13 protein-coding genes are annotated in these 12,309 nt (G+C 44.6%); 3 read left to right on the forward strand and 10 right to left on the reverse strand.

Going from position 1 to position 12,309, the window contains the following annotated elements:
• The first annotated feature begins 40 nt into the window (after window positions 1-40).
• A complete protein-coding gene (locus AC0VYG_RS16865) occupies window positions 41-1,783 on the forward strand; it encodes a SulP family inorganic anion transporter (protein ID WP_475429089.1) in 1,743 nt (580 codons plus the stop codon).
• A gap of 124 nt (window positions 1,784-1,907) precedes the next feature.
• Here AC0VYG_RS16865 and AC0VYG_RS16870 read toward each other — a convergent pair whose 3' ends face one another.
• The 5 genes from AC0VYG_RS16870 to ihfB all read right to left on the reverse strand — a co-directional run bounded on the left by AC0VYG_RS16870 (window position 1,908) and on the right by ihfB (window position 5,122).
• Window positions 1,908-2,225, reverse strand: a complete 318-nt coding sequence (locus tag AC0VYG_RS16870; RefSeq protein ID WP_475429090.1) for a ComEA family DNA-binding protein — start codon at window positions 2,223-2,225, stop codon at window positions 1,908-1,910.
• A 200-nt stretch (window positions 2,226-2,425) separates the two neighbouring features.
• The gene (gene pyrF, locus AC0VYG_RS16875; RefSeq protein WP_475429091.1) at window positions 2,426-3,127 is read right to left on the reverse strand and encodes an orotidine-5'-phosphate decarboxylase; all 702 of its coding nucleotides are present in this window, start codon (window positions 3,125-3,127) and stop codon (window positions 2,426-2,428) included.
• Between the two features lie 88 nt (window positions 3,128-3,215).
• Window positions 3,216-4,394, reverse strand: coding sequence for a lipopolysaccharide assembly protein LapB (lapB, locus tag AC0VYG_RS16880; protein ID WP_475429092.1), 1,179 nt, complete (start codon window positions 4,392-4,394; stop codon window positions 3,216-3,218).
• A gap of 5 nt (window positions 4,395-4,399) precedes the next feature.
• Complete coding sequence (locus AC0VYG_RS16885) at window positions 4,400-4,723, reverse strand: LapA family protein (RefSeq protein WP_475429093.1); 324 nt, start codon at window positions 4,721-4,723, stop codon at window positions 4,400-4,402.
• A 75-nt stretch (window positions 4,724-4,798) separates the two neighbouring features.
• Window positions 4,799-5,122, reverse strand: a complete 324-nt coding sequence (gene ihfB / locus AC0VYG_RS16890) for an integration host factor subunit beta (RefSeq protein WP_475432555.1) — start codon at window positions 5,120-5,122, stop codon at window positions 4,799-4,801.
• Window positions 5,123-5,326: 204 nt separating this feature from the next.
• Here ihfB and ppa point away from each other — a divergent pair, with 204 nt between their 5' ends.
• Entirely contained in the window at window positions 5,327-5,857 is a 531-nt protein-coding gene (ppa, locus tag AC0VYG_RS16895; protein ID WP_475429094.1) for an inorganic diphosphatase, read from the forward strand.
• Between the two features lie 129 nt (window positions 5,858-5,986).
• Here ppa and trxB read toward each other — a convergent pair whose 3' ends face one another.
• Window positions 5,987-6,940, reverse strand: a complete 954-nt coding sequence (gene trxB / locus AC0VYG_RS16900; protein ID WP_475429095.1) for a thioredoxin-disulfide reductase — start codon at window positions 6,938-6,940, stop codon at window positions 5,987-5,989.
• Window positions 6,941-7,074: 134 nt separating this feature from the next.
• Window positions 7,075-7,818: a HesA/MoeB/ThiF family protein gene (locus tag AC0VYG_RS16905; RefSeq protein ID WP_475429096.1), complete on the reverse strand. Its 744-nt coding sequence runs from the start codon at window positions 7,816-7,818 to the stop codon at window positions 7,075-7,077.
• Between the two features lie 54 nt (window positions 7,819-7,872).
• Between AC0VYG_RS16905 and AC0VYG_RS16910 the strand changes: the two genes are divergently transcribed.
• The gene (locus tag AC0VYG_RS16910) at window positions 7,873-9,171 is read left to right on the forward strand and encodes an inosine/guanosine kinase (protein WP_475429097.1); all 1,299 of its coding nucleotides are present in this window, start codon (window positions 7,873-7,875) and stop codon (window positions 9,169-9,171) included.
• Window positions 9,172-9,661: 490 nt separating this feature from the next.
• Here AC0VYG_RS16910 and AC0VYG_RS16915 read toward each other — a convergent pair whose 3' ends face one another.
• The 3 genes from AC0VYG_RS16915 to AC0VYG_RS16925 form a co-directional block, all read right to left on the reverse strand.
• Window positions 9,662-10,171: a chemotaxis protein CheW gene (locus tag AC0VYG_RS16915; RefSeq protein WP_067014012.1), complete on the reverse strand. Its 510-nt coding sequence runs from the start codon at window positions 10,169-10,171 to the stop codon at window positions 9,662-9,664.
• A 115-nt stretch (window positions 10,172-10,286) separates the two neighbouring features.
• On the reverse strand, window positions 10,287-11,159 hold the full coding sequence (locus AC0VYG_RS16920) for a Tim44 domain-containing protein (protein ID WP_475429098.1): 873 nt from the start codon (window positions 11,157-11,159) through the stop codon (window positions 10,287-10,289).
• Between the two features lie 13 nt (window positions 11,160-11,172).
• Window positions 11,173-12,180, reverse strand: a complete 1,008-nt coding sequence (locus AC0VYG_RS16925) for a tryptophan--tRNA ligase (RefSeq protein ID WP_475429099.1) — start codon at window positions 12,178-12,180, stop codon at window positions 11,173-11,175.
• Window positions 12,181-12,309: the final 129 nt, after the last annotated feature.

Consider the following 12,309-nt stretch of genomic DNA (forward strand, 5'->3'; position numbering starts at 1 on the left):
GTGTGAAAAAAGAGCACTCGTTGCCATAAAGGATATTTTTGTGAAAAATAATACGCTTGTTCGATTACTTCCCGCTTGGCAATGGTTAAAGACTTATAAAGCGGCGGATATGCAGGCTGATACGATCGCCAGTATCGTCTTTACTATCATGGTCATTCCACAAAGCTTGGCTTACGCCATGCTAGCTGGTCTACCAGCGATCACCGGATTGTATGCCAGCATCTTGCCCTCTATTTTGTATTCCCTTTTTGGCACGAGTCGCATCTTAGCGGTTGGGCCCGTTGCCATCACCTCGGTCATGACGGCATCCGCCGTATTGCCTTTTGCAACCGTGGGAACAGGTCAATACGCCACGATAGCCATTTTACTGGCGTTGCTATCAGGCACGATGTTATTGATATTGAGCGTTTTGCGCCTAGGCTTTTTAACCAATCTACTGAGCCATCCTGTGATCTCTGGTTTTATTAGTGCCTCTGCGCTGTTAATCATTCTAGGGCAAGTAAAGCACCTCCTCGGCATTCATGCCTATGGCGATACTCTCATTCCGCTAGTGAGCAGCCTAGCCAAGCATATTCATAACACAAATATTCCTACGCTCGTGCTAAGTATTGCATCTATGACGGCTCTGGTGCTGATGAAGCGGTATTTCCCTTCCTTGTTGAATACCCTTGGTTGTTCTCCCAAAACGGTCCAGCTTTTTGGCAAATCAGGGGCCATATTGGTAGTGGCTTGCACAACGATTGCCGTTGGTGTTTTTTCTTTAGATCGATTAGGCGTTAGCATTATTGGTGCGGTACCAAGCTCTATTCCCACTCTCAAGATCAGTGCGGTGAATCTCGGCGTACTTAAAGAGCTGCTCCCCAGCGCGTTTTTGATTAGTATTGTCGGCTTTGTCGGCTCAGTATCAGTCGCCCAAACCTACGCCGCGAAATACCGTCAAGACATCGATCCGAATCAAGAGTTAATGGGACTTGGAATGGCGAATATTGGCTCGGCCTTGTGCGGTGCTTTTCCCGTTACAGGCGGTTTTTCACGCACGGTATTGAATGCGGAATCTGGGGCAAAAAGCCCGATGACAGGGATTATTTCAGCGTTATTGATTCTGCTAACCTTACTCTTCTTAACACCGCTGTTTTATTACTTACCGACGGCGATTTTGTCCGCCATCATCTCCATCTCGATGTTAAAGCTGATTAGCTTAGAGGATGCAAAACACCTTTGGCGATTTTCTAAAAAAGAAGCCATTCTTTTATTGGTGACGTTTTTCGTTGTGCTGTTTGGTGGTATGGAAACGGGCTTAATTGCGGGTGTGGTGTTATCACTCTTGTTCTTTCTTTGGCACACAAGCCATCCTCATATTGCCATTGTCGGCCGAGTGCCGGGAACAGAGCACTTCCGTAATGAGCAGCGTTTTGCGGTCGAAAAGCACCCTCATATTCTCACTATTCGCATCGACGAGAATCTATTTTTTGCTAACGCTCGCGTATTAGAAGACCGACTACAAACCATCGTTTCCCAAAATACCGACGTTAAACACTTAATCTTAATGTGTAACGCTGTGAACATGATCGATGCCAGTGCGATGCAAAGCTTAGAGAAAATCGTCATCCGCTTATCTGACTCAGGAGTGAAGCTGCATCTATCGGAAGTAAAAGGCCCGGTGATGGACAAATTAAAAGGCTCTCAGCTGCTCAACACCCTCACCGGCGAGGTATTTTTAACACAACACCAAGCCATACAAAAGTTGGAAAAGTGCTGTGGAGATGAACAAGGGGATAAATAAAACCCCAGACTTCAATTACCCTAGCCGATAATAAAAAATAAGCCCATCCGGTTATTTTAAAACCGTGCTGGGCTTGTTTTTTAGCGATGTCGATATACTAGAATGATCGACTAGATATCATGGGTTACTGCTTAGAGGACGCACTTTTCGCATTAGCAGGGCTCGCCACTTGCAGCAATGCTTTATTGCGCTCTAGCAATACCTCACCAATACCTTTTACCTTCACAAGCTGATCAACCGATTTAAACGCACCGTGTTCTTTACGATAATCAATAATCGCCTGTGCTTTTTTCTCACCCACACCGGACATAACGGCTGCCAATTGATCGGCCGTTGCCACATTAATATTCAAAGGGGTTGCGGCAAACAAAGCCATTGGAGACAAAGCGAGTAGAAGAAGAGAACGGAAAAGTAACGTGCGCAAAAAAGACAACGTGGTCATAATAACATCCTTTTTTTGGTTAATATTCGGCATCCAGCCAATAAAAAAACGACCCTGAGTATTATGAATACGTCAGGATCGTTTTTAGGGTAAAAGCTTTTTTTGATCAATTCAAGGGGCAATGTGCCACCCCTTTTCTACAACACCCGTCTTACCACTAAGATGACAAGACAGGCGTTATGTATTGTTCATAGTCTATATTAACAAACACCAAGCTCACGGTTGACTTGTGTTAATACTGCAATCGGATCCGCCGCTTGAGTGATAGGTCGTCCCATTACTAAATAATGACTTCCCGCTGCCATGGCTTGCGTGGGGGTCATAATGCGCTTTTGGTCTAACTGCTCGGAACCCGCGGGACGAATGCCTGGTGTCACTAACACAAAGTCCTTACCAAGCTCTGATGATAAGATAGAAGACTCCTGCGCTGAGCAAACCACACCATCCATACCGGACGACTGAGCCAGCCTTGCAAGACGTTTCACATGTTCCTCAGGCGTTAGATCAATCCCCACTTCGATTAAATCAGACTGATCCATACTAGTCAGGACGGTCACTGCAATCAGCAAGGTTTTATGATCCAGTTTTTGTAAAGCATTGGCGGAGGTTTCCATCATACGACGGCCACCAGAAGCATGGACGTTGACCATCCAAACTCCCGCTTTGGCCGCCACACACACGGCATTGGCCACGGTATTTGGAATATCATGAAATTTAAGATCTAAAAAAATCTCAAAACCCAGTGTATGGAGTTCGTCTAAAATGGCAGGACCTGCTGTGGTAAACAGTTCCTTACCCACTTTCACTCGACATTGACTTGGGTCGAGGCGTTTCGCCATCTCAAGAGATTGCGCCATGGTTGGGTAGTCTAGGGCAACCACTATTGGGGATTGGCAGTTCATTTATCGTCCTCTTTTTTACAACTATTATTCGTTCAATGTCTGTTAATTGATTGGTCACTAACAATGCGGTCGACAGTTTTCAGTAACATCATTCGCCTTCCAAACCGTGTATGGGTTTCACCGTCCCCCAGTTTTTACAACTAGGACATTGCCAATGCAACTGATAACCGGAAAAACCGCACTGACGACATTGGTATTGAGGTTTGGAGTTAGCAAGTTGATCAATCAGCTCATACAATACTTCAAGGTGCTGTTGATTCTGCCCACGAGATAAATCCATTTGCAAGCTGATAAGCGCTTTAAAGCCTTTCACCGTGGGATGAGAGCGCATTTGCTCAACCATAAACATTTCGGCATATTCTTTGTCGTCTACCATGTAATGTTCAGCCAATGCCAAGATAAGCGCCGCGGAAGGCTTTTTCTGGTTTTGCTCTTGTAGAAACTTCACAAAACCACTACTGCCCCACACCCGTTGATAACAATCTTTTAGCTTAGGGATTACGACGGATATATATTCCACATCCTGTTCAGCCACTTGCTTTAGCTCTTTAATGGCATCTCGGTAACGACGCTGGCTGCTCAGTACATCTGCGGCTCCAATGCTTGCTCGAACACAACTGGGATCGACTCCCAAGGCTTGTTTATAATGTTGATAGGCCTCTTTTGGCTGATCTTTTTTAAACAGCGTTTGCGCCATCTCACAATGAAAGTGCGCCAAGCGTTTGATTTCTTTTTTATTCGGCGAGTCTTTGACCAGTTCAGTGCCAATTTGAATGGCCTTGTCCCAACTTTGCTCGAATTCGTATAGATCCACCAGCAGGGTTAAAATTTTGGGATGAAACTCACTTTTACGAGACGCCGTTGCCATGTTGAGCAACAACCGACTGGCACGATCCAATAAACCCGCCGACATAAAGTCACTGGCGAGCTCTAATTGCACCATACGCATTTCTCGAGACGATATTTCAGGACGCGCTAACAAGCTTTGGTGAACGTTAATGGCTTTTTGTATCTCGCCTTTTTTGCGAAACAAGCTGCCCAACGTTAAATGAATATCAAACGTATCAGAATTAATTTCTAACGACTCAACAAACGCATCGATGGCTTCGGACTGTTGGTCATTTAAAAGGTGATTTAAACCTCGGAAATAATCAGGTGGTACGTTTTTCTTTTCACGTTTTGGCTTTTTCGCCGGATTCTTTCGCCCCATTGCCCAGCCGATAAAAAGCGCGACAAATAGAACAATAAATAACCCAACTTCGGTCAACGCCGCTACTCCTTCCCTGAAGACAATTCTTGGGTAATGGACGCTTTGCGTAATTGATCCAATTCCTTAGTTGCCTTATCAAGGCGCTTGTTCAGCAAACGAACCTGACGCTCTGAACGTAAATAACTAATCGAACTTACCAACAAGGCAACGAAAGCCCCAAAAGAGAAAGATAATATCGAATAAAGAGCAACACTCAACTCTGGCCCTTGCCAAAAAACAAGGTCAAGACGAATAAGCTGTGGATTTCGGATGGCAAAAAACACACCGACAGCCAAGAAGAAGACAATCAGGATGATTAATACAACCCTTTTCAGCCATTTAAGCATAAAGCAACCTACTAAATTAGAATGGCGACATTATGCCGTCATAGCTAAGAAAATTCGAGGTATAAAGATGTAAATTTAGTTGAGTTCGTTAATACCATCATCCGGAGAGTTTACCAACTCTCGCAATTCTTTTCCCGGTTTAAAGTGAGGGACGTACTTAGCAGATAACTCAACAGACTCTCCAGTCTTCGGGTTACGACCTATTCGAGGCGCACGGTAGTGCAAGGAAAAACTACCAAAACCTCTGATCTCGATGCGCTCACCATTCGCCAAAGAATCGGACATATGATCAAGCATAGTTTTAATGGCTTGCTCTACATCCTTCACTGGCAAATGTGATTGCTGATCGATTAACAACTCTATCAGCTCAGATTTCGTCATTCTCGTCTCCGCGACTATATTTTGATCACATAGTAAGACTAGCTAAATTTAGAAAGAAAGCAATCACTTAAAGAGATCAAAGGGCAATTAATGCGCTTTTTTTGCAATATTGGGCAAATATTTATCGAGTCTGGGGATTTGATAACTGGCATCCTACATACTGAGCTTTTATAATGCCGGACATAGTTACAACAATTTTTACAACCATTGGAAGATAAAACAATGAGCTACAATACAATTCCTGCGGGTAAAGATGCCCCAAATGACATCAATGTTATCGTCGAAATTCCCGCTCAAAGCACACCCGTAAAATACGAAGTGGACCACGAAATGGACGCTTTGGTGGTAGACCGCTTTATGACGGCTCCCATGTTTTACCCAGCCAACTATGGCTACATCAACAACACCTTGTCAGATGATGGCGACCCAGTTGACGTGTTGGTTATCACTCCTTACCCAGTGGTAGCAGGTTCTGTTATTCGCTGCCGTCCAGTTGGTGTACTAAACATGTCTGACGAAGCGGGTATGGATGCTAAACTGGTTGCCGTTCCTCACGAGAAACTAAGCAAAGAGTACGGTCATATCCAAGACGTACAAGACATTCCTCAACTTCTTCGCGACCAAATCGAACATTTCTTCGAAAACTACAAAACCCTTGAAAAAGGCAAGTGGGTAAAAGTTGAAGGCTGGGCTGGCATCGAAGAAGCGAAAAAAGCCATTGTTGAAGGCATCGAAGCGTTTAACGCTAAATAATTCGCTTTTACAACGCGCAAAACAAAAAAACCGATCTCAAGATCGGTTTTTTTATGCTCAGTGCTTACGCTTCATTAGGGCTCAGTACACCCTTAGGGTATCAGCCCATCAGAATGTATGAGTCTTATATTAGACTTGCGAGTCTAAGAAACGTTCGGCATCTAACGCTGCCATACAGCCTGTACCAGCGGATGTAATGGCTTGACGGTAAATATGATCAGACACATCGCCCGCTGCGAAAACGCCCTCTACGCTTGTCTGAGTGGCGTTACCGTGAGAACCCGTTTGTACCGTGATGTAGCCGTCTTTCATGTCCAGCTGGCCTTCAAAGATGTCTGTATTGGGTTTGTGACCAATGGCAACAAACAAACCGGCAACATTCAACTCTTTCTTTTCGCCCGTTTGGTTGTTCTTAATGCGAACCCCAGTGACACCGGCATCATCACCTAGTACTTCATCCAGTTCAGAGTACCATTCAATTTTCACGTTACCGTTCTTGGCTTTTTCCAATAATTTATCAGACAAAATTTTCTCAGAGCGGAACTTGTCACGACGGTGAATCACCGTCACTGTCTTCGCGATATTGGCTAAATATAGCGCTTCTTCAACGGCGGTATTACCACCACCGATAACAGCAACGTCTTGATTACGATAGAAAAAGCCGTCACATGTTGCACAGGCCGATACACCTTGCCCCATAAATTTCGTTTCGCTTTCCATACCCAGATACTGAGCACTGGCCCCGGTGGCAATGATCAGCGCATCGCATGTATAAACGCCGCTGTCACCTTCTAAACGGAAAGGGCGGTTTTTCAGATCGACTTTATTCACATGATCAAAAATAATTTCTGTTTCAAAACGTTCTGCGTGTTTGCGCATACGCTCCATTAGTTCAGGGCCTTGAACACCTTGATCATCACCTGGCCAATTGTCGACTTCCGTTGTGGTGGTTAGTTGCCCACCCATTTGCATACCGGTAACCATTACAGGGTTTAAATTCGCACGTGCTGCGTATACTGCGGCCGTATAGCCTGCTGGGCCGGAACCCAAAATCATTAACTTAGCGTGTTTTACATCGCTCATTTCATTGCTCCTGTAAACGGACATCCTGCTAGTTATTGAACCAGCATCTTTTCATGTGACGAATTCTAACCAATATAGAACAAAACTATTAGCAAAAATTGTTAATAACTAACATAGGGGCATTCTATGTGTTTTCAAGATTGGCATGTCTGGCATTGAGGGTCTTTTGTCAATCGCATTTCACGCCAGTGCCCTGCAAAACCATCAAATACCTTCAATAAACCATGCTCGACTTTGCCGCATCCGCTGGCTATTTTTAACGCATCTAAGGCTTGCAGCACCCCAAGGGAACCAACCACAGGGCCAATTACCCCACTTTGACTACAATTGAGCTGAGCGTCTGACATGTCTGGATACAAACACTCGTAGCAGGGAAACGTTTTCTGATCGTATAAAAAACTCACTAACTGCCCTTCCCAGCGAATCGCCGCAGCGCTCACCAGTGGCTTTTTAGCCGCTAAACAAGCACGATGAATGGCCTGTCTCGCAGTGTAATTATCCGTACAATCCAACACCACATTGGCACGCTCAATGGCTTGATGTAATGGTTCACCTTCTAATCGATCGGGTAAAACGGTAAGCGTCACATCAGCGTTTTTCGCCGCCAACTGAGCCTTGGCGGCCGCCGCCTTATTTAACCCTAGTTGCGTATCAGCATAGAGTACCTGACGAGGCAAATTGCTGGACTCAAGCGTATCGCCATCCGCTAATATCAATTCTTTGACCCCAGCACTGGCCAAATAGGTGGCCGCAATATTTCCTAACCCGCCAAGACCAATCACTAAAATGGTCGATTCAAAAAGGGCCATCTGCCCTTCCACATCAAAATTGCTTAATAGTAGCTGTCGACTGTAGCGTTCAAGCTGAGATTCGTTCATTTTTCCCTTACACTTTGCTAAAATTATGGGCTTATTTAACCATCGGACACCTAAATGAAATTTCCTGGCAGACGCAAGATCAAACACTACTTTCCCGTTTCTGAAACCAAACCCGTCTTGCCTACTTCCGAGGTGCGTCCCGACAAAGATACCTATATTGTCGGGCTAGATGAAACCATTGTCGATGTTATTGCCAGTGTTCCTGACGAATTCCTGGACAAATTTAATATCCATAAGGGATTATCCAACCTTGTGGACGAAAAAACGGCAACGGCTATCTACCATGAGCTAACTGAAAAGCAGTGCATTTCAGATCATTTTGCTGGCGGCACCATTGGCAACACCATTCACAACTATTCGGTTCTGGCGGATGATAAGTCTGTCTTATTAGGCGTGATGTCATCCAATATCAAACTTGGCTCCCCAGCCTATCACTACATTTGTCATACCAGCAGCAAAGTAGACATGAACCATCTGCAAGGCGTATCTGGCAACATTGGTGGCGGTATTACCTTGATTACCCCGGATGGGGAACGCACCTTCGCGATAGCCCCTGGCGATATGGATGAGCTAGACGTAGACCATATTCCCGAGCAAATCATTGCAGGGGCAGCCGCTTTTGTGAGCTGTGCTTACCCACTTCGCCATGAAGGCAAACCCATTAAGCAAGCCATGTTAACCGCCTTAGAGTACGCCCATCGCCATGATACACCAACCGTGTTGACCCTAGGGACGAAGCATGTGGTGGTCGAGCATCACGATGAACTGCTTGAGATCATCAAAAAGTACGTGAACGTTCTTGCCATGAATGAGTTAGAAGCAGAAGCTCTCACTGGCTTTTCTGATCCGCTCAAAGCCGCTGATGCGATTCTGGATTACGTCGATATTGTCTTGCTCACGGCGGGGCCGGAAGGTTTGTATCTATGTGGCCACACAGAAAGCGATTTGAAGCGCGAAACCACTAACCCCATTAAATCGGGCAGCATAGCGGATTTTAATCGCTGGGAGTTCAGTCGTCCGATGCCGTTAAAAGCCTGTAAGAACCCTGTTAAGGTGTTTTCACACATTGACCCATACATGGGAGGGCCCGAAAAAATACGTAACACTAACGGCGCAGGTGACGGCGCGTTATCTGCCTTATTGCACGATATCTCAGCCAATCATTTCCATCGAGAAACCTTGCCCAATTCCAGCAAACACACCGCGCCCTTCTTAGCGTATTCATCCTTTGCGCAAATTTGTAAATATTCCAACCGAGTCAGCTATGAAATTTTGGCGCAAAACGCGCCGCGCTTATCACGTGGTTTACCAGAAAGAGAAGACAGCTTAGAAGAAGCTTATTGGGAACGTTAAGTCGTTCCCTATTGAATCGATATGAACGAGGTTCCATCCCCTTATTCAAGGGGTCTAGGATGGGTTTGTTCTGTTTGTTGTCTCTCAATCGCCTTGTATTTATGAGCGTTCTTCCGCTCTGCTGAGCGGGTAACTTTTGCCAAACGCTGCAAAACTTATCTTGAAGGGGAAAGCAAAAGAGCTTTTATCGGGCTAAAGCCCAAACATCTCATTTTCTTTTTTAACAATATGTTTCGCTAGATGCTCGATATCGTAAGGTGTTGAGCTGTTTTGTCAGTTAGATAAAGGTTAGCGGATACAGCTATACAGCGCCGTACCGTCGTGCAACTTCGTTGCATCGAATAAACGATTTTAGATTGAAGCAATCTCTAGTCATCCCGCTATGGCGCCTACCTATAAACATCGGGCATAAAAAAACCATGCTTGGTCGGCATGGTTTCTATCTATGTCACCTAATATGACGTGAACTCTCTGTCTAATCGCTGTGTTATTACATGGCTTCGATGCCAAGGGCATCATTGCGTTCAAACATACGGTCCAATTCCAGCAAGATTACCAATTCTTCATCTTTTTGGTAAACACCCTGAATAAACATTAAGGCTTCATCGTTACCCACACTTGGGCTTTGCTCGATTTCCCCTTGGTATAAATAAAAGACTTCTTGAACAGCATCCACCAGAAGACCAATCTGCTCACCATCGTGTTCAACGATAATAATACGCGTGTCATCTGTAATGGTACATTCTGGCAAACTGAAACGAACACGGGTATCCACCACCGTTACAACGTTACCGCGTAGATTCACAATACCAAGTACATAGGAAGGTGCGCCTGGTACCGGTGCAATCTCACTGTAACGAAGTACTTCTTTAATCTGCATGACGTTAATACCATAGGTCTCGTCAATAAGCTTAAAGGTAAGGTACTGTAGTAATTCCCCTTTTTTTCCTTCCACTGCAATGTTTTTGCCGGACTCTTTAATAGGCGCTAATTCAGACATGGCTCACATCCATATACAATTAAATTAAGGTAGTAAACGAAACAACCGATATGTCTAGTTTAGACACATCGGCTGAGATTTTCGTGCAGATTCATGTAACAATTGGTTATCTTGTTTAGTGATCTTGTTGGATACCAACAATCGTCCAATTGCTTCTTGCGTCTGACATATTTTTTTCTAAGTGCCAAATTTCATTGGTATCAGAAGTTTCATCGCCTTCTTTAATCCAGCCGGTAAACCTCAAGGAAATAGAAGCCACAGGGCCGATTATTTCACCACGAACCAATTCTACCATCAAAGACACAACCTCAGTACGAGGTTTGTTATCGCCGTATTTAGCCCTTTCTTTAACCAGCATGTTGTAAATTTCAGGGCTGACGTAATCAAGAATCGTATTGAAGTTATTATCATCCCATGCTTTTTGCAACACTACGTAGTGATTTTTAGCTTCTGCGACAAACGCCTGTTCATTAAAACCTGGTGGCAATTGGATCTCTGGTCCACCAGAAAACCCTGCACCCATGGCACCAGGGCCAGATTGAACACCACCTGGTGAGCCATTATAGCTATCACGGTACATGTTGTTACCCGCCGCTTCTTGTGCAGCACGACGTTTTGGTGCAATAAAAAGCTTGTAAATCAAGAAGCCAATCAAGGCAAACAACAGGATATCGCCAAAAGAGATACCGTTAAAGGCACCGCCAAAAATAGACGCAAACAAACCACCCATTAATAACCCACCTAACAAGCCACCACCAAGGCCGCCTAAAAAGCCACCTCGTTTACCTTGTTGGGTATTATTGCTGGTTGATTTATTACTGCTGAAAGCCCCGTCTGAGTTTTTACTACTTTTGAATTTAGAACTGGAAAAGCTTTTACCAAAACTTCCCCCGCCACCAAATTTTTTAGCATATGCGTCGGCGCTAAAGCCACCGACGCCTAATGCCAGAACAAATGCCATCAATAAGGCATATACAGATGTTTTCATGGAACTTCTCCGGTTATTTAAAATTCACTAAACCAACGGCATTTCGCAAATCGGCGATACGCTTGCGTGCATGGACACGCGCCTTCTCTCCACCTGCTTGCAACACCTGCTCCACATGAGCAGGGTTTGCCATCAGCTCTAAATATTTTTCACGCGGTTCAGCCAATTGATCATTCACAAGCTTGAACAACTCTTTCTTCACTTCGCCCCATGCAATTCCTTCCGCAAAATGCTTACGCATTTGCTCTGTTTGTTCAGGGGTCGCGAAAGCCTTGTAAATATCAAACACCGTCGAGTCATTTGGATCTTTCGGCTCACCGGGCTCTAATAAATTCGTTTTGATTTTATTAATGCCTTTTTGTAATTTTTTCTCTGTTTCAAACAATGGAATCGTATTGTTATAACTCTTACTCATTTTGCGGCCATCCAAACCTTTTAGTATGGATCCTTCTTCACCCACCACCGCTTCAGGCAACACAAAATGCTCACCAAATAAATGATTAAAACGCCCAGCAATATCACGAGCCATTTCAATATGTTGGATTTGGTCACGCCCCACAGGCACTTTATTGGCATTAAAGGCCAAAATATCGGCCGCCATGAGTATAGGATAGCAGAACAATCCCATTGTGATACCAAAGTCAGGATCTTGATTGTCTGCCGTGTTCGCATCCACCGCGCCTTTATAAGCATGGGCACGATTCATCAAGCCTTTCGCCGTGACACAAGTGAGTAGCCAATTCAATTCGGCAATTTCTGGCACATCGGATTGACGGTAAAACGTTACTTTCTCTGGGTCCAAACCGCATGCTAGCCAAGTAGCGGCAATTTCTTGACGAGATTGCTGAACACGTGCGGGATCCTGACACTTAATCAAAGCGTGATAGTCAGCCAAAAAAAAGTAAGCATCGTTGTCTTCTTGACGGCTTGCTTCAATCGCAGGTCGAATCGCACCAACATAGTTACCTAGGTGTGGAGTGCCGGAAGTTGTAATACCTGTTAAAACGATTTCTTTTGCCATTATTCCTACTCAATCATAATAAAAACTGCGCTAACCCTACCATAAAAAGGCTATATCAAGAACGTTAACGCCCAATTTCAAATTCGTTTATACCTGCCTCAATCCAAGGGCATTAATCAGATAATGGAG

The sequence above is a fragment of the Marinomonas sp. 63XJN7_7_ISO-PGPR-S23-202 genome (genome assembly GCF_056173505.1).